The sequence below is a fragment of the uncultured Chitinophaga sp. genome (assembly GCF_937874145.1).
In the GTDB taxonomy this organism is placed as follows: Bacteria; Bacteroidota; Bacteroidia; order Chitinophagales; family Chitinophagaceae; genus Chitinophaga.
The window spans coordinates 52732-70879 of the sequence record NZ_CALNBI010000433.1; the positions used below are offsets into that span (position 1 = coordinate 52732).

14 protein-coding genes and 1 pseudogene are annotated in these 18148 nt (G+C 54.5%); 4 read left to right on the top strand and 11 right to left on the bottom strand.

Annotated elements, in window-relative coordinates; translation table 11 throughout:
- Positions 1 to 13: 13 nt before the first annotated feature.
- The 4 genes from Q0510_RS20875 to Q0510_RS20890 all read right to left on the bottom strand — a co-directional run bounded on the left by Q0510_RS20875 (position 14) and on the right by Q0510_RS20890 (position 7111).
- Positions 14 to 3244 carry a SusC/RagA family TonB-linked outer membrane protein gene (locus Q0510_RS20875; protein ID WP_298715964.1) on the bottom strand — a complete coding sequence of 1077 codons (3231 nt, stop codon included), beginning with the start codon at positions 3242 to 3244 and terminating at the stop codon, positions 14 to 16.
- 256 nt (positions 3245 to 3500) lie between these two features.
- The gene (locus Q0510_RS20880) at positions 3501 to 3686 is read right to left on the bottom strand and encodes a hypothetical protein (RefSeq protein ID WP_298715966.1); all 186 of its coding nucleotides are present in this window, start codon (positions 3684 to 3686) and stop codon (positions 3501 to 3503) included.
- A 77-nt stretch (positions 3687 to 3763) separates the two neighbouring features.
- Entirely contained in the window at positions 3764 to 4462 is a 699-nt protein-coding gene (locus Q0510_RS20885; RefSeq protein ID WP_298715967.1) for an IS1595 family transposase, read from the bottom strand.
- Positions 4463 to 4708: 246 nt separating this feature from the next.
- Positions 4709 to 7111 (bottom strand): efflux RND transporter permease subunit, encoded by a 2403-nt coding sequence (locus Q0510_RS20890; protein WP_298715968.1) that lies wholly within the window; start codon positions 7109 to 7111, stop codon positions 4709 to 4711.
- 118 nt (positions 7112 to 7229) lie between these two features.
- Between Q0510_RS20890 and Q0510_RS20895 the strand changes: the two genes are divergently transcribed.
- Complete coding sequence (locus tag Q0510_RS20895; protein ID WP_298715970.1) at positions 7230 to 9392, top strand: two-component regulator propeller domain-containing protein; 2163 nt, start codon at positions 7230 to 7232, stop codon at positions 9390 to 9392.
- 17 nt (positions 9393 to 9409) lie between these two features.
- Positions 9410 to 10144 carry a DNA repair protein RecO gene (recO, locus tag Q0510_RS20900; protein ID WP_298715972.1) on the top strand — a complete coding sequence of 245 codons (735 nt, stop codon included), beginning with the start codon at positions 9410 to 9412 and terminating at the stop codon, positions 10142 to 10144.
- On the opposite strand, the gene Q0510_RS20905 is transcribed toward recO, so the two are convergent.
- From Q0510_RS20905 to rsfS, 4 genes are all read right to left on the bottom strand, one after another.
- On the bottom strand, positions 10141 to 10914 hold the full coding sequence (locus tag Q0510_RS20905; RefSeq protein ID WP_298715974.1) for a UDP-2,3-diacylglucosamine diphosphatase: 774 nt from the start codon (positions 10912 to 10914) through the stop codon (positions 10141 to 10143). The genes recO and Q0510_RS20905 overlap by 4 nt on opposite strands.
- A gap of 83 nt (positions 10915 to 10997) precedes the next feature.
- Positions 10998 to 11633 (bottom strand): lactate utilization protein, encoded by a 636-nt coding sequence (locus tag Q0510_RS20910; protein ID WP_298715976.1) that lies wholly within the window; start codon positions 11631 to 11633, stop codon positions 10998 to 11000.
- Between the two features lie 5 nt (positions 11634 to 11638).
- Positions 11639 to 13681 (bottom strand): ATP-dependent zinc metalloprotease FtsH, encoded by a 2043-nt coding sequence (ftsH, locus tag Q0510_RS20915; protein WP_298715978.1) that lies wholly within the window; start codon positions 13679 to 13681, stop codon positions 11639 to 11641.
- Positions 13682 to 13752: 71 nt separating this feature from the next.
- Positions 13753 to 14157: a ribosome silencing factor gene (gene rsfS / locus Q0510_RS20920; protein WP_298715980.1), complete on the bottom strand. Its 405-nt coding sequence runs from the start codon at positions 14155 to 14157 to the stop codon at positions 13753 to 13755.
- A 155-nt stretch (positions 14158 to 14312) separates the two neighbouring features.
- Between rsfS and Q0510_RS20925 the strand changes: the two genes are divergently transcribed.
- Positions 14313 to 15053, top strand: coding sequence for a biotin--[acetyl-CoA-carboxylase] ligase (locus tag Q0510_RS20925; RefSeq protein WP_298715982.1), 741 nt, complete (start codon positions 14313 to 14315; stop codon positions 15051 to 15053).
- Positions 15054 to 15494: 441 nt separating this feature from the next.
- Positions 15495 to 16460, top strand: coding sequence for an aldo/keto reductase (locus tag Q0510_RS20930; protein WP_298715985.1), 966 nt, complete (start codon positions 15495 to 15497; stop codon positions 16458 to 16460).
- A 74-nt stretch (positions 16461 to 16534) separates the two neighbouring features.
- Here Q0510_RS20930 and Q0510_RS20935 read toward each other — a convergent pair whose 3' ends face one another.
- From Q0510_RS20935 to Q0510_RS20945, 3 genes and pseudogenes are all read right to left on the bottom strand, one after another.
- On the bottom strand, positions 16535 to 16867 hold the full coding sequence (locus tag Q0510_RS20935; RefSeq protein WP_298715987.1) for a translation initiation factor: 333 nt from the start codon (positions 16865 to 16867) through the stop codon (positions 16535 to 16537).
- An 11-nt stretch (positions 16868 to 16878) separates the two neighbouring features.
- Positions 16879 to 17766, bottom strand: a complete 888-nt coding sequence (locus tag Q0510_RS20940; RefSeq protein WP_298715989.1) for a diacylglycerol kinase family protein — start codon at positions 17764 to 17766, stop codon at positions 16879 to 16881.
- 16 nt (positions 17767 to 17782) lie between these two features.
- Positions 17783 to 18148 (bottom strand): annotated as a pseudogene (locus Q0510_RS20945) (nicotinate-nucleotide diphosphorylase (carboxylating)); the annotation flags it as partial.

Here is an 18148-nt window from a genome sequence, read left to right on the forward strand (position 1 = left end):
TTTTTAGTAACTGTTAAAAACTAACTTTCACGTTGAACCCAAAGTTCCGCAGAGAGGGTTGAGCAGAGAAGTCCAGGCCTTGTTCGTTAGATGAACCGCCGGAGTTCACTTCAGGATCCACATACTGGTTTTCCTTCGGTATCCACATGAACAGGTTGTTACCAAACAGCCCTACGGTTACGTCGCTAAAAATTCCTTTGTTCAGCATGCTTTTCGGGAAACGATAGCTCAGGTTTGCTTCGCGCAGTTTAACGAACGAACCATCCAATAAGTGCTGTCCCGGAGGTATCAGGTTGGGCCAGTAAGTTTCCATATCGTAGGGTTCCGTATTCGTGATGTATTTATTCGCATCGTTCGGATCTACGATAACTGAATTCGGGAACGGATGGGGTACGCGGCCGTTGGTTGTAGTTTCTTTCGAAACACCCACAAAGTCCATCAGGTCCTTCGTCCTGGAATAAAACATACCGCCCTGTTTGGTGTCGAACAGTAGGCCTAGTGTCCAGTTTTTATACTTGACGTTGGTACCCAGTGAGGCCATGTAATCCGGGTTATACGTTCCGAGATATACAGATGCCGGCGTCAGCAGCGGGAACCCTGAGTTGGGATCAACGATAACTCTTCCATCAGGCGTTTTCTGAATATCCTGGGCATAGAAGGTGCCATAAGGTTTACCCACTGCCGCTACGATAGACATACCGCCGAAGCCGCCCAGAACGATCTGGTCTACACCAGGCAACAGCGAAAGCACTTCGCTTTTGTTCTTGGTGTAAGTACCATACAATTCAACGCTCAGGCCGTAAGATGTCTGAATAGGCGTACCGCGCAGGGCAAGTTCCACACCCTTATTCTGAATGGAACCCGCATTCACCACTTTGGTAGTGTAACCGCTGGTAGCAGAAATCGGGATGCTCAGGATCTGGTCTTTAGACTTATTCTGATAGTAGGAGAAGTCTACGCTCAGCCTGTTCTTGAAGAAGCTCATCTCAGTACCCACCTCAAATGCGGTGGTGATCTCCGGTTTCAGGTCGGGGTTCCCGATCCTGTTGGACTGTGCCATGCCCGGAACGCCGTTGAGCGGGAAACGCGTGGCGCCGAAAGGCGCGAGGATGTTGGTACGGTCGTAGAAGGTATTCAGCAGATAAGGATCCGCATCATTACCCACCTGCGCCCAGCTGGCGCGGATCTTACCATATTCAAACCAATCGGAGATGGCTGCATCTTTCATCAGTTCGGTGAATACGAATGATGCGTTCACGCTCGGATAGAAGAAAGAGCGGTTGTTTTTCGGCAGTGTGGAAGACCAGTCGTTACGCGCAGTAAGACCTAAGAAGAGCAGGCTGCGGTAAGACATGTTGATGTCTGCGTACACACCGATGAGGCGGCGACGGGAGAAAGTGTTCACCGCGTCGATCGGGCCATTGGAGTTACCGAAGTTATACCATCCGGGTACTACGAGGCCGCCGGAAGGGTTGGTTTCAACGTCCGAAACATCGAATTGGCGCTGACGGATGTTATGGCCCAGCAGGATGCTGCCTTTGAAATCGGAGCTGAATTCATGCTCCGCGGTAATCATAAGGTCGTTCACGATCTCTGCCAGGTTGTAGATTTCCTCCTGGTATTTACCGGCTGCCACCTGGGTGTTTGCCGCCCTGCTGTAGTTTCCGGTAGTGTTGTCGGCCGGAGCGAAGCTGAATTTCGGGTATTTATACTTACGGCGGTCAGCATACACGTCGACGCCAAGGCGTTCAACAACGTTCAACCATGACAGGGGTTTCCAACCTACCTGGAAGTTACCGGTAATACGGTCAACAGCGTTTTCGTTGCGGTAGTTGGCCAGCTGCCAGTAAGGGTTCACGGTGTAAGCACCGTAATAGCCATACAAGGGGTTGCCTGCAGCATCGGAGATGTTACCGAAACTGTTGTAGGGATTGCTGAGGTCTTTCAGCGAAGTCAGGGGGATGTCGCGGGGCATCTGGATAACGGAGTTCCATACAGAACCGTCGCCCTGGCCGCCCTGCACCATGTTCGATTTGATTTTCGCGTAGTTGAAGTTTACGCTGGTCGACAGGTTGTGCGCGAGCTCGGCAGAACCGTTGAAACGCACGTTGTACCTGTTGTACGTGTCGGTATGGCCCGGCATTACCCCATCGGAATTCAGTGAATTGAGCGACAGGAAGTATGTCGATTTTTCACCGGCTCCGGAAAGCGCCAGGTTGTTGTTGGTAGCCATACCCATGTCGAAGAAGTTCTTTACGTTGTCTTCAATGGCGGAGTAAGGCTTTTCCTGGCGAACGCCGTTGATTTCCTGTCCCCAGGGTTGCATCTGGCCGTTAAAGGGCGCGCCCCAGCTCCAGTTCTCCTTGGGGTCATTAATGTAACCGCCGGCACCGTCGGAATAACCCTGACCGAATTCGTTCTGGTACTCGGGGATTTTCAGGATGGTAGAGAAAGTGTTTGCCGTATTGAACGAAACGTTCATTTTAGACTGGCCTTTCTTACCGGATTTTGTGGTGATGATCAAGGCACCGTTAGACGCACGCGAGCCGTACAGCGCGGCTGCCGCGGGGCCTTTCAGGATGTTTACGGACTCGATGTCGTCCGGCGAGATGTCGTTACCGCGGTTACCGAAATCTACGGAAGAACGGCTGTCGCCGCCGCCCATCAGGCCGCTGTTGTCGATGGGTACGCCATCTACTACGAGCAGTGCCTGGTTGTTACCGGAGATGGAAGAACCACCACGGAGTACGATACGGGTTGAGCTACCGGGAGCGGATGCAGTACCGGAAATGTTCAGACCGGGTACTTTACCGGTAAGGCCATTCAGCGCACTTACGCTCTGGCCTTTGGTCAGCTCTTCCGCCTTTACGGTCGGCGCAGCGAAACCGAGAGAACGCTTTTCTCTCCTGATGGCCTGGGCCGTAACAACAGTTTCTGTGAGATTCGTAACGTCTGCGGTAAGTACAACGTTAACTGTGGGGCCGGAGATTTTGGCCTCCTGATCGCGCATTCCAATGAATTTTACCACCAGCGCGTCTACACCATCGGGGACATTCAGTGAATAATCACCTTCTACGTTAGTAACGGTTCCGATATTCGTGCCTTTTGCGATAATAGTGGCACCGATGATCGGGGTTCCGTCTTCTGCCGCCGTCACCTTCCCTTTAATGGTTCGGCTCTGCGCCATTACCTGTCCCGATAGGCATACCAGGATCAGGAAAAGTGCGGTTAGACCTTTCCTCATAAGCATAATTTAGTTGTTTAACAGAATTTTAACAGACAAATATAAATTACTTAACTCTTTTGTAACGCAATTGGTTTGTAATTTTTTTGGTGGGGACATACATATTTTTTTGGTGAATACTTTTTTTTCCTGATAAGTTGAAAGAGTACAATAAGAAGAAAGTATATGGATATGTCGCCCGCATCCCTTGTCCCGGCTGGGTTATGACCAGGTACAAAAAGAAAAAGCAGGCGACAAGATTATCACCCGCTTATCATCAACCAAAATCTAAATCGAGATCTTTAGAATGGTTTTGATGCACCGCATCGCTGCAGCGCACAATATTTTTTATGCCAGATACACTGTTCGGTAAAGGTTTACATGCAGTTTCCCGATGAGACTTTGATCCACCTGTAACGACGGAATATCCGGACGCCAGGCGTTTTGCGAATCCTTTTTTCATAAGCGACAGACTTTGGTAGCGTAAAATTACTGGATTTCCGGTAATCTACGCAAACTGTCGCCCCCAACTAATTTGGGTCAAGATAAGTTCAACGGATAAGTCTTGAGAAGATTAAGTAACACTGCGTATAATTCTTCATGTCTGTAGTTGTATCGAAACTCACATTCTTTCAAATGGAGGTATGCTGTATTCCTGTTCAGTCCTTTAAATTTCGCCAGGCGGTGCTTCGTCAGCCCCCAGAACCCGTCCACATCATCCAGCGCATTCTTGCTGTCGGCTTCGTGATGCCCGTGCCCAAGGTGGTATAAACGATACTGGCTCAGGTCCACCACACCGTTGAACCGCCGGATCCGCTCCGCGCTCCCCACCGTTTCCAGCACCGACCGCCCGCGGGCAATCGCCTGGATCATAGAACGGCTCACATCCGGAAGAATCTCCGTGAAAACCTTGTTGTCGCTCTTGTAAATCCCGAATATCACCGGCTTTACAATGCGGTCAACATCCGTTTTAACGGCAACGGATATATCTTGCGGCTGATGGAGAGTTAGGTTACGGTGACCATAAGAAGCGGCCCCCGCTTGCTTTTCAGGTTGCAAAGACTCGCAGTACTTCACAATCTGCATCCGGATTTTCTTCAGGTAACTGTTGATCGTTACCCGGCTCACGCCACTGATGTTGGCGATCTGGGTGGCGGTTAAATCTTCGGAGAACAGCTTTAGTATCTCCTTAAATTTACGCTCAGACAAATGAGCGCCCTTTAGGAACTTATTTTTCATGGTACTAAGAGGATTAGAAATGGCACTCTAAACCTCTAACTTTTTCTCCGCTATATATAATGCTTTATTATAAACGGCGAATACCCCATGATGAACGCCCCCTACTAGATTATTTGGCCTCACTGCAATGAAAAACCCGTGGCAAGCGGCCACGGGTTTAATTCTAATGCCTTACAGATGCAAAATACTTATCTAGTGCGTTAAATCACAATACTGGTTAAACGGTCGTAAAACAGGATGAGCGTATCAGTCTTTCCGCTCGTCCAACCCGATTTCCTTCATCTCCAGGTCCGCCTCATCGTCCAGCGCCTTCCACAATTCCTTCTTCCGCGCCTTCTTCTGCAACGCCTTCTCCATCCACAACAACATCGCCGGCAGGATCGTCAGGTTCGTCACCATCGCCATCACCAGCGTCAGGCTCGTTAACCAGCCCAATGCCTTCGTACCCTGGAACTCCGAGAAACTGAATATCATAAAGCCCGCAAACAGGATCAGGGATGTGTAAATGATACTCAAACCCGTATCATTGATCGTATGCCTAACGGTAGCGGATATATCATAATTATTCAAAGGCAACTCCTGCTTGAAATTCACCAGGAAGCGGATCGTAACGTCGATGGCTATACCCAGCGCGATACTGAACACCAGTACGGTCGACGGCTTGATGGCGATATCCAGCCAGCCCATCACCCCGGCCGTTACCAGCAACGGGATGATATTGGGCACCAGCGAGATCACCAGCATCCGCCAGCTGCGGAACAGGTACAGCATGCAGAAGATGATCAGCACGAACGCCAGCAGGATGCTTTCCGCCAGCCCGTTGATGATGAAACGGCTGCCTTCCAGGAAAATGATGCTCGTACCGGTGAAGGTCACGTTATAATGCGCGGTGTCGAAGATACGGTCTACCTGCGGGCGCAGGGAATCCAGCAGCCGCGGCAGTTCCACGGAACCCACGTCGGCCATGTTCACGCTCATGCGCGCCACCTGGCGGGTGCTGTCCATAAACGAGGAAACGAGTTGGGTAAACACCGATTTATCCCCGTTCCCCTTCATGCGCAGGTATGGCGCCAGGAAGCCGATATCGAACTGGTTGGGCACCGTATAGTTAAGGCTGTCGCCGTTATAATACGCCTGTTTCGCGAATTTGATCCCTTCCGCCACCGACAGGGGCCTGGCGAAAGCGGGCTGCTCGGAGATGATCTTGCCCAGCTCATCGAGCTTTTCGAGGGTGCGCAGGTTCACGACGCCGTTCTTCTTCTTCGTATCCACCGCGATTTCCAGCGGCATTACGCCTTTGAAGCGCTGTTCGAAGAACTTCAGGTCGGTGTACAGTTTATCGCTTTTCGGAATATCGTCGACGATGAAGCCCACCGGCCGGAGGCGCGCCATCCCCACCGCGGCCAGCACCACCATGATCACCGTAAAGGCGTATACCCAGGGGCGGTAGTTGAACACGAGCCGGTTCAGGAACTCCAGCACCCAGCGGCAAACTTTGTTGTCGAGGTAACTGGTATGCTTCGTTTTCGGCGGGGGCAGGTAGCTCAGCACCGAGGGGAGGAAAATGAAGGAGATGAGGAAGATGAGCATGATATTCACGCCGGCAACCACCCCGAACTGCTTCAGGATCTCCGAATTGGTGAAGTAGAACACCCCGAAGCCAATCGCGGCCGTCAGGTTGGTGAACAGCGTCACGATGCCCATTTTTTGCACCATGCGCACGAGCGATTTCATCTTATCGCCATGCAGCGCGTATTCCGTATGGTATTTATTGAGGAAGTAGACGCAGTTGGGAATGCCGATTACCACGATCAATGGCGGTATCAGGCCCGTCAGCAACGTGATCTTATACCCGCAGAGCACGATCGTGCCTACGCTCCAGATCACCCCGATCGCCACCACGATCATGCTCATGAGCACGGCGCTGAACGAACGGAAGAACAGCAGCAGGATGAGCGCCGTCAGCACGAACGAAATGTACAGGAACATCTTCAGCTCGTCGGCCACCTTGGTCGCCATGATGGTCCGGATCATGGGAAGGCCGCTCAGCTTCACGTCCAGGTTATGTTTTTGCCCGAATGCTTCCGCGATCCGCTGGATGTTCTGCACTACCTCGATACGCCGTTTGGAGTTGAGGATTTCTTTGTTGATATGCACCGCCAGCAGGTAACTGTTGGAATTGGCGCTATAGAGCAGTCCTTTGTAGAAAGGCAGGGTATAGAAAACGTTCTTCAGGCTGTCGAGCTCCGCCTGCGTTTGCGGCAGGGGCTGGAAGAGCGGCACAGCCTTCAGCTTCCTGGTGCTGTCGTCTTTCACCAGGTTAACGGCCACGGGGATACTGAGCGTGTTTTCCACGGCGGGTACCTTGCGCAGGGCGTCGTTCATAGCTACATAATCACGGAAGAAATCCAGCTGGAAAAGTTTGTCGGTTTCAATACCAACTACCATCATATTGCCGTCTTCCCCGAACTGTTGCTTGAACTGCTGGTAGGTGAGCCATTTCGGGTTATCCCGCGGGATAGCGCCGGTGAACTCGTAAGAGAGTTCCACTTTGCTCGCGAAATAAGCCATGATGCCCGTTCCCAGAAACAACAAAGCCAGAAGCCACAAACGGAATTTCAAAACAAAAGCTGCCAGGCGCTGCCACATAGATGAGTCTAGATTTGTTTAAAGGCCATAAAGGTAACTATTCATGTCGATTAATGCATAAGAGATAATTCATAATTGTTACTTTTGAATCATGTTCCGCCGCTGGATATTTTTCTGTTTGATATTCATTTCCAACACATTAAGGTCGCAAAACATTCCGATCGGCCAATGGCGGGAGCATTTCCCGGCACGGCAGGCCATTGCCGTTACAGCCGGCGGCGGCGAAATTTTCTGCGCCACGGCGTACGGGCTCTTCTCTGTCTCCACCGGCGAACACGCCATCACCCGCTACGGCAAATCCACCGGCCTGCACGACGCCGGCATCTCCGCCATGGCCTGGCACGAAGGAACAGCTACCCTCGTCCTGGCTTACCGCAACGGCAATATCGATCTCCTGTCGGACGGCAGGGTGACCAACCTCCCCGAGGTGCTCCAGCGCCCCGGAGCGCCGGACAAAGCCGCCCGTTCCATCCTCATTACGGGCGACAAAGCCCTCCTCCCCCTGCCCTTCGGCATCATCGCCATCGACCTCCGCCGCCGGGAAATCACTGACACCTGGACGCCGGGCTTCCCCATCACTTCCGCCACCATCTTCCAAAACGATATCTACGCCGCCACGCCGCAAGGCGTCTTCCGCGCGCCGCTCACCGCGCCCAACCTGGCCGACCCCTCGTACTGGAACCCACTACCGCCGCTCCCCGCCCCCGCGCAACAACTGGCCGCCGGCAGAAACCTGGCCGCCCGCGTGCAGGACACCCTCTTCCGTTTTGGCAACGGCGCCTGGGAAAAGTGGATACATGACCGCGGCACGATCACTTTCCTGCAGTCCAACGGCAACATCCTGTTCGCTGGGCTCCCGGGCAAGGTGCTCCGCATCGACGGCATCGCCGAGACTACCTTCGCCCATAACCTCCTTGCCTCTCCCGCCGGCGCCGTTGAAACTGGCAATTCGCTTTGGCTGGCCGACCGCCGGAACGGCCTGACCCTCCATGAGAACAACACCTTCACTTCCCTCACGCCCGACGCCCCCGAAGGCACAGGCGCCGGGGCCCTGCTTGCTTACAACGGCGCAATCTGGGCCGCGTCCGGGAGCGTCAGCGATAACGGGACTCCTTCCGGCAACGCCCTCCCGCTTTCCGTGTTCCGGGAAGGCGAATGGGCGCAGACGGGGAAAGCAATCCCCGATGCCGTAGCCCTGGCGGCGGGGAACGGGAATGTGTATGCGGGGTCCTTTGGCGGAGGGGTCTCCACCTTCCGCGACGGCGCTTTAACCCTGGAAGAAAAGCCCCTGGGCCGGGAAAACTTCGCCGGGCTCGCGGCCGACGCGCAGGGCAACCTGTGGGCTTCCGCCTACGGCGCTTCGCAGCAACCGCTGCTCGTAAAGCAGCCCGGTGGCGGGTGGACCGGTCTCACTATCCCTTTCTCCCTTCCATCAAACGCTCTTTCCCAAATCCTCACCGACTTCAGCGATCAGCAATGGATCGTATCCCCGCAAGGCGGAGGCGTGGTCATCCTTCACCCCGGCGCAAACATTGCCGACTCCCGCGACGACCGCTGGAAACAGCTCCTTTCCGGCGCAGGCCGCGGCAACCTGCCATCTTCCCAGGTGTATTGCCTCGCGCAGGACCGCGATGGCTGGATATGGATCGGTACCGCCAGGGGCATCGGCGTGGTGCAATGCGCACCCGACATCATGGCCGCCAACGCCTGCGAGGCCTGGCTGCCGGTGGTGCGTACCGATAATTTCGCGGGATATTTATTTCAGAACGAACAGGTATTGACGATAGCCGTCGACGGCGCCAACCGCAAATGGGCCGGCACGCGGAACGGTGCGTGGCTGGTTAGTGCCGATGGTAGCCGGATACTGCAGCATTTCCATACCGGCAACAGCCCGCTGCCGCACAACACCGTTCACCGCATCGCCATCGATCCGGTTACGGGCGAAGTTTTCTTCGCCACGGAGGGAGGCCTTGTTTCCTGGCGCGGCGAAGCCACCGAAGGCAGCGAAACCCAGGAGGCCGGGCCACTCGTCTTTCCCAACCCCATACCCTCCGGCTACAGCGGCCCTGTCGCCATCCGCGGCCTCGTGCGCGATGCGTATGTCAAAATCACCGATGTAACGGGGAAACTGGTGTTCCAGACGCGGGCGCAGGGCGGCCAGGCCATCTGGAACGGGAAGGATTATACCGGGTTCAGGCCGCAGAGCGGGATCTACCTCGTTTTAGCCAGTGATGCTGAAGGGAAGGAAAAAATCGTGACGAAGCTGGTATTTATCCGCTGATAACCGATTTTTGCGGCATGTTGCACAAAACACCGGGCATCGTGCTCCGCACCGTCAAATATGGAGACACCAGCGTGATCCTGAGCATCTTCACGGAGCTGTTCGGGATACAGTCCTATATCGTGAACGGGGTCCGCTCATCCCGCCCGAAAGCGGCCAAGGGCAACATCCTCCAGCCCGGCAACATCCTCGATCTGGTGGTATATCACCACGAACAGAAAAACATCCAGCGGATTTCCGAATTCAAACCGGGACATATTTATACCACCATGCACGTGAACATCGTGAAAAACACGGTGGCGCTCTATCTCATCGAGTTATTGCAGAAATCCCTCCGGCAGCCGGAACCCGATCCCGAACTATACCACTTCACCGAAAAGGTGTTCCGCGCCCTCGATACCGAAAACACCGCCGTAGCAGCCAATCTGCCCCTGTTCTTCACCCTCCGCTTTGCTGCGCATCTCGGGTTCCATTTCGCGGGGCATTACTCGGAGTTCACGCCCTACCTCGATCTCGCGGAAGGCACTTATGTGGACCTGCCGCCGCACCACACCAATTATCTCGACGAAACCAACAGCCAGCTGACCGACAGGCTGCAGAATATCCACCACATCCCCGATCTCGAGCATGTGCTCATGAACAAGGAGCGCCGGCGCAACCTGCTGTACGCGTACCTGGATTTCTACAAGCTGCACCTCCCCGATTTCAAGGAACTGCACAGCCCGCCCATCCTGCACGAAATACTGGGTTAGGCTTCTTCCGTTTTGTAATATTTCAGTTCGGTAGTAGTGCCGTCGAACACGGCGTAGGAATGATAATTCAGCCAGTCGCCCAGGTTGATGTAGCGCGTATTGTCCGCCAGCCTGAGATCGAGCGGGAGGTGGCGGTGGCCGAAGATGAAGAAATCGAAATGTTCTTTCTGCAGGATCTCGCGCGAATAGATCGCCAGCCATTCTTCGTTTTCCCCGAGGAAGGTCTCCAGCTTCTCGCCGGTGGCGGCCCTGCTTTTCCGGCTCCAGTAGTTGGCCATGGAGATACCCCAGTTCGGCGGAATGCACGAAAACAGGAAACGGCAAACAGGATTGCGGAAGATTTTCTTTAGAAACTTGTACCCATGGTCGCCGGGGCCCAGACCGTCGCCATGGCCGATATAGAATTTCTTGCCGCCGATCTCGTATTGGCGCGGCTCGAAATAGACGGGGATTTCCAGTTCCTGCTCGAAGTAACCGTCCATCCACATGTCGTGGTTGCCGATGAAAACGGTGATCCCGATGCCTTTGTCGCGCAGTTCGGCGAGCTTGCCGAGCAGGCGGGTGTAGCCTTTGGGAACAACATGTTTGTATTCGAACCAGAAATCGAAGATATCGCCCACGAGGAAGATGTGTTGCGCATCGCGGGAAGCATCGTCGAGCCACTGCACGATCAGTTTCTCCCGCTGGCGGCTGCGGGCCATATCGGGGGCGCCGAGGTGGAAATCAGAAGCGAAGTATACACGTTTGCCAGGTGGCAGATGGATGTTCATGGTTCGTTATGAAATGTAAAATGCAAAAGTGATGAAATCCTTTTGCATTTTACATGTATCGTTATCTATTGTATGTGAAGTAGTTATTCATCGAGGAGGAAAACGTACACTTCCTTCGGCCCGTGCACCCCTACTACGAGTGTTTTCTCGATATCGGCGGTACGGCTGGGGCCGGTGGCGAAAGAAATCATCGAGGGCAGGTTGCCCTGGTATTTCTCTTTCATGCGCTGGATGCCATCTTTCACATCGAACACGAGCTGGTGGCTGAAAGCCACTACCAGGTGAACGGGTGCGAACACGGGCAGGGCCCTGCCCGAAGGCTGCGCCGCGCTCATGACGATGGAACCCGTGCGGGCCACCAGCATTTCGCAATCGGTGATGGCCGCGTCCATTTCCGTCATATCGCCTACGTTGAGGTAAGCGGGATTGAACGGCTGGAGGATGGCTTCCACGCCCGGCGTCTTGCAGTGAATGTGTTTCCACTCCTTGTTCTCCACGAGAGACTGGAGGTTGTCTGCCAGTTCTTCACGGGAAGAGCAGAAGATGAATTTGCCCTGCAGTTTGGAAAACTCTTCCGCGAACTTCAGTTCGAGGCCTTCGTGTTCCGTTTCGAATACGGAATTATTGCCTTCCGCATGCGGGAACGGGAGCTGTACGGGCTGGCTGAGCGCGTTGCGGACCCTTTTCAGGATGTTTTCTTTGGCGGGAGATACTTTCATGGTACTTAGTCCTGGTCTGTTGTTACGTTAGCCGGGGAAGGGTTCACGATGTCGGAAGGGTGAACGCCTTCCACACCGATACCTGCCTTGGTCGGGATATGTTCTTTGTGCGTATCGTACGGCCGTTTGCCGATGAGGCGTTCCAGGTCGTCTTTATACAGCACTTCTTTTTTCAACAGTTCTTCCGCCAGCAGTTTCACCTGGGGCAGCTTGTCGGTCAACAGCTGCTTGGTGCGCTGGTACGCTTTGTCGATCAGGATACGCACCTCATCGTCGATCATTTTCGCGGTTTCCTCGGAGTACGGTTTGGTGAACGATTGCTCGTTGTTCGGATCGTAGAAGGAAACGTTGCCCACTTTGTCGTTCATACCGTAGACGGTCACCATGGCATAAGCCATCCGGGTGATCACCTGCAGGTCGTTTTGCGCGCCGGTGGAGATCTTGCCGAACACGATATCCTCTACCGCACGGCCGCCAAGGGTCATGCAGATATCGTCCATCAGTTGTTCGGTGTTGTAGAGATATTGTTCTTTCGGGAGATACTGCGCGTACCCGAGCGCGGCAACGCCACGTGGCACGATGGTCACTTTCACGAGCGGGTTGGCATGTTCGAGATACCAGCCGCAGATGGCATGCCCGGCTTCGTGGTAGGCGATCACTTCTTTCTCTTCCGGAGAGATGATTTTGTTTTTCTTCTCGAGGCCGCCGATCACACGGTCGATGGCGTCGTTGAAATCTTCCATTTCCACTTCGTTCTTCCCTTTACGGGCGGCGATGAGTGCGGCTTCGTTACATACGTTGGCGATGTCCGCACCGGCGAAACCGGGGGTCATGGAAGCCAGCTTCTTGATGTCGAGGTTGGGCGACGTCTTGATGGGCTTCAGGTGTACGTTGAAGATATGTTCACGGCCGAAGAGATCGGGTTTGTCGATGGAGATCTGGCGGTCGAAACGGCCGGGGCGCAGCAGGGCGCTGTCCAGCACGTCGGGCCGGTTGGTGGCGGCGAGGATGATGATGCCGCTGTCGGTCCCGAAGCCGTCCATTTCCACGAGGAGCTGGTTGAGGGTGTTCTCCCGCTCGTCGTTGGACATCATGACGTTCTTGCCACGGGCGCGGCCGATGGCGTCGATTTCGTCGATGAAGATGATACAGGGGGCTTTTTCGCGGGCTTGTTTGAACAAGTCGCGGACGCGGGAGGCGCCTACGCCTACGAACAGTTCCACGAAGTCGGATCCTGACATGGAGAAGAAGGGCACCTGCGCTTCGCCTGCCATGGCTTTGGCCAGGAGGGTTTTACCGGTACCGGGAGGGCCTACGAGGAGGGCTCCTTTCGGGATTTTACCGCCGAGTGCGGTGTACTTCTTCGGGTTTTTGAGGAAATCCACGATTTCCATCACTTCCACTTTGGCTTCGTCGAGGCCGGCAACATCGTTGAAGGTGATGTTGACGCGGGTGCCTTTGTCGAAGAGGGTGGCTTTGGATTTGCCGATATTGAAAATACCGCCGGGCCCGCCGCTTCCGCCGGAGGGGCCGCCCATTTTACGCATGAGCAGTACCCACATGCCGATGAGCAGCAGGATAGGCAGCAGTATTTGCATGAGTGGCTCGAACCAGGCCGTCCGCGGAACGTAGGATACGTTCATCTGGTCGGCCAGCGGCATACCGTCCTGCGCGCGGTCGAGTTCTTTCTGGAAGCTTTCCACGCTTCCGATGGTGAACTGGTAGTGCGGTCCGGGGTTCTGTGCGCCGAGCTTTCCTTTGGCTACTTCAGAGTATTGGGGTTGGCTCAGGCGTTCTTTCTTGATGTATACTTCCACCAGCGCTTTATTCACCACTACCAGCTTTTCCACGTCGCCGGTGCGGAGAAAGCGTTGCTGGAATTCTTTGAAACCGGACAGTTCCTTGGGTTGACTGGAGAACGGCAGTACAAAATTCATGGCCAGCAGGGCAATGCCGATGAAGGCGTACACCCAGTAGATGTTGAACTTTGGTCCTTTCTTCGGTGTCTTATCCGATCCCTTGCTATAGTTATTGCCTCCTTTTTCCATGATCGTTCGCTCCTTTACGAATGAGAGTTGTCGTTTTATATAAATAATTAATACAAAACCGGGGGTTTTGTTCAGTGATCGAGGTGTTCCATGCGTTCCGCATCGCTCCACATCTCTTCCAGGCCATAGAATTTGCGGGTTTCGGGAATGAAAATATGCACTACGATGTTGACATAATCCACCAGGATCCACTGCTGGGCGGTGAACCCTTCGTGCTTGTACGCAGACTCGTCCGTGTTCTTCTTCACTTCCTCCTCCACAAAATCCGCTATAGCCTTAACTTGGTTACTGGAATTGGCCTCACAAATGATAAAGAAATCAGCTACCGCTTCAGGGATCTTTCTGAGATCAAGGGAAACGATGTTCTCCCCTTTTTTCTCCTGTATGGCCTTTATGATGGAAGTAAAAATCTTGCTGTTTCTGTTAACGCGGGTTACCGCCTTTTTCCTGCTGTTCAGTATGGTCAAGGGTGCCAATAAGTGCTGTTTTTGTTAAAAATAGTCTTTAATCTTCAAAATTACTAAACCGGGGCCAAAATATAACGCCGGTCTATATGCTGGAAGACGGATGAGCCGGTAAAATATTGTTAAAATGATGGTAATTTGCTCATTTTACAGTTAAATCAGGATTTGTGATAGGCTTTCCGTTTCACGTGCTCAATACGGTAGACAGCACCAATAACTATGCCATGGCCCGGGTGGCCGAAGGCCCCGTAACAGCAGGTTCCACGTGGTTCGCCATGGAGCAGACAGCGGGGAAAGGACAGCGCGGCAAACAGTGGCGCTCCGAACCCGGGGAGAACATCATGCTCTCCACCGTTCTCCAACCCGCCTTGGGCCTGCATCAGCAATTCATGCTCAGCGTAGCCGTGGCCCTCGGCGCATTCGACTTCTTCCGCAAATACGCCGGCGACGAATCCCGCATCAAATGGAGCAATGATATTTACTGGCGTGACAGAAAGGCAGGCGGCATACTTATCGAGAACGTTTTGCGTGGAAGCGTCTGGCAATATGCCATAGCGGGGATGGGCCTCAACATCAATACGCCCCACTTCCCCGATGAGCTTCAGAACCCCGTTTCCCTCCGCCAGATCACCGGCCGGGAGTGGGACACCATCGAGCTCGCACAGGACCTCTGCCGCCATCTCGACAAACGCTACCAGCAACTCAGTGCCGACACCTATCCCGCCATGCTCACCGATTACAAATCCCACCTCTACCGCATGGAGGAACCCGCGCTCTACCGCATCAACGGCGAAATCTTCCAGGGCGTCATCCGCGACGTACTGCCCGACGGCCGCCTGTGCCTCGAAAAGAACAAAGAAATACTGGAACTGGGATTCGGGGAAGTAGAATTCGTCTTCACCCGGTAAAACTGGAAAAAGCCAGTAAAAACTGGCTTTTTGGAGAAGTGGAATTTGTAAAGACAAACGCGGTATCTTCTCCAAAAATGCCAGCCACGGGACTGAGCCCATGATTTTGGTCGATAAATGGAGGAATACAAGATGGAACTTCTTTTCGGCTTATCCAAATTAAATATTGCAACAAACGATGCAATTCCTTGCAAATTCAACGCAACAGCAGGAAAGCAATTCGTTTTTTCCCGCGAAAACAGGTTACATCCGGTAACCGGTTAGTACTGTATCCCTACTGTATCTGTACTATACCCCTGCTTAGCCACTACCGCGCTCGGGTGTCAACCTATTTCAGGACGCTATCCATATGGTTAGAAATTTGTAACTATCTGTTTGATGACCGCAATCTGCCCCAACTTCCGAAACGTAAATTTGTTATCCATTAAATCCTATTCGAACATGCAGTACAGAACACTGGGCAACACCGGCGAAAAAGTTTCCGCAATCGGCCTCGGTTGCATGGGCATGGCTTTCGCCTACGGACAGCGCGACGATGCCGAATCCCGCGCCACGCTGGAGCTTTCGCTCGATCTCGGCATCAATTTCTGGGACACCGCCGATATGTACGGCCAGGGCCTCAACGAAAAACAACTCTCCGAAGTGCTGGCCACCCGCCGCAAAGACGTATTCCTCGCCACCAAATTCGGCTTCCGCTACCGCGACGATCATTCCACCTATTTCGACGGCTCGCCCGCCTACCTCAAACAAGCCTGCGAAGCGTCCCTGAAACGGCTGGGGACCGACGTTATCGACCTTTACTACGCCCACCGCGTCGACGATAAAGTGCCCATCGAAGAAACCGTTGGCGCCATGGCCGAACTGGTGAAGGAAGGAAAAGTGCGCTACCTCGGTCTGTCGGAGGCTTCCGCCGCTTCCATCCGCAAAGCCGCCGCCGTGCACCCCATCGCGGCGCTGCAGAGCGAATATTCCCTCTTCGTCCGCGACATCGAAGCAGAAATCCTCCCCGCCTGCCGCGAACTGGGCATCGGCATCGTTCCGTACAGTCCACTCGGCCGCGGGGCCCTTACTTCCGACCTGCGCAACGTAGAAGACCTCGACGACACCGACTTCCGCCGTAACCTCCCCCGCTTTCAACAGGAAGCATTCGAGCAGAACCTCCGGATCGTCAGCGCCCTGGAAGACATTGCATCCATCAAGCACATCACCCTGCCCCAGCTGGCGCAAGGCGACGACATTACGCCCATCCCCGGGACCAAACGCCGCAAATACCTCCAGGAAAACGCCGCCGCCGCAGATATTGCGCTGACGCCCGAAGAAGTTTCCCGCATCGAAACCACTCTTTCCGGGTACCAGGTTTCCGGCGAGCGTTACTCCGAAGGGGCTTTGAAATTGGTGAACAGATAGTACCCCGACAAAAAAAACAAACAAGGGCTGCCCCGCATCGGAGCAGCCCTTGTCCATTCCGGTGTAACCGGAAATTATTTCACGTTATACCCCCAGCCTTTCAGCCACTGGAGCACTTTCTCGCGGTAGTCGCCCTGGATGAGTATCAGGCCGTCTTTCGCGGAGCCGCCGGTGCCGCATTTCGTTTTGAGTTCCTTGCCGAGCTTTTCCAGGTCGGCTTCCGTGCCCACGAACCCTTCCACTACGGTCACTGTTTTACCGGCGCGCTGCTTCGTGTCGAGTTTCACGCGGAGGCGTTGCTCCGCAGGGGCCAAAGTGTCCTGTTCCTGCGGCGTTTCTTCGGAATACGAGTAGTTGGGATCCGTGGAATAAACGATCCCGTTGGAGGCGGATTTTTTCTTGCTCATGGCATACAAATTTAGCGGCCTTCGGGCAGCACCATGCGGAGCGCCCCGGGCACTACGTTAAAAGTAACGGTTTTTCCCTGTGTCAGCGGCACCGCATCGCCATCCACCTGCAGGCAGGAGAGGTCGGGGCTCGCCACTGTTATTTCTTTCCCGGTGAAATGCTGCATGTACTTGCTTTCCCCGATGTTCCCCCGCAGCGAACTGATACTCAGCGGCAGCAGGTCCCAGAATCTGAGCGGGCGCACCAGGCATACGTCGAGCTCGCCGTCGAACAGGCTGGCTTGCGGCGCCAGTTTGAAGTCGTACCCGAATTGGTTGCCGTTGGCTACCGTCATCAGGAACGCCGGGGCTTCGGCTTCTTTTCCATCCGTCCGGATTTTATACACGGCGGGCTTGTAGCTGGTGAACCCGCCCATCACGAGGCGGGCGTAATTGACGAGGCCGCGCTTCTTGCTGTGCTGGAAGCGGTCGGCGATCACGGCATCGAACCCTACTCCGGCATTGCTGAGGAACAGGTGCTCATTGGCATACCCTGCGTCCATGGGCTTTTTGAAGCCTGCGGCTACGATGGCGAGGGCCTTTTCCACATCCAGCGGAATGTTGAGCGCGCGGGCCAGGCCGTTGCCGCTGCCAAGGGGAACGATGGCCAGGGCGGTTTGTGCGCCCAGGAGCCCCTGCGCGATTTCGTTGATGGAACCGTCGCCGCCCACGGCCACTACGGTATCAACGCCGCGCTGTACGGCTTCACGGGCCAGGTCGGTGCCATGGCCGAGGTATTGGAGATAAGCGGTATCCACCTGGAAGCGGTTGCCCGGCAGCTGCCGTGCAATGGCGGCGCCGAGGGATTTCTCACGGTCGGTACCAGCTTTCCGGTTGATGATGATCAGTATTTTCCGCAATGGTATTCGCTTGTTGTTAGGGATGGATGACGGCTTTGAGGCTCAGGTCGAGGCTCACGGCGTGGTGGATGATCGCGCCGACAGACACGTAATCCACGCCAGTTTTCGCGTATGCCTCCACGTTCTCCAGCGTGATGCCGCCGGAAGCTTCGGTTTCGTATTTCCCGCCGATCAGCTCCAATGCCGGGGTGATCTGTTCGGGCGTGAAGTTATCGAGCATGATGCGGTGCACCTGCCCTACTTTCAGCACTTCCTTCACATCTTCGATGTTGCGCGTTTCCACTTCGATTTTCAGGTCGAGGTTGTTTGCTTTCAGATAGGCCACTACGCGCTCCACGGCAGGCGGGATACCGCCGGAGAAGTCGATGTGGTTGTCTTTCAG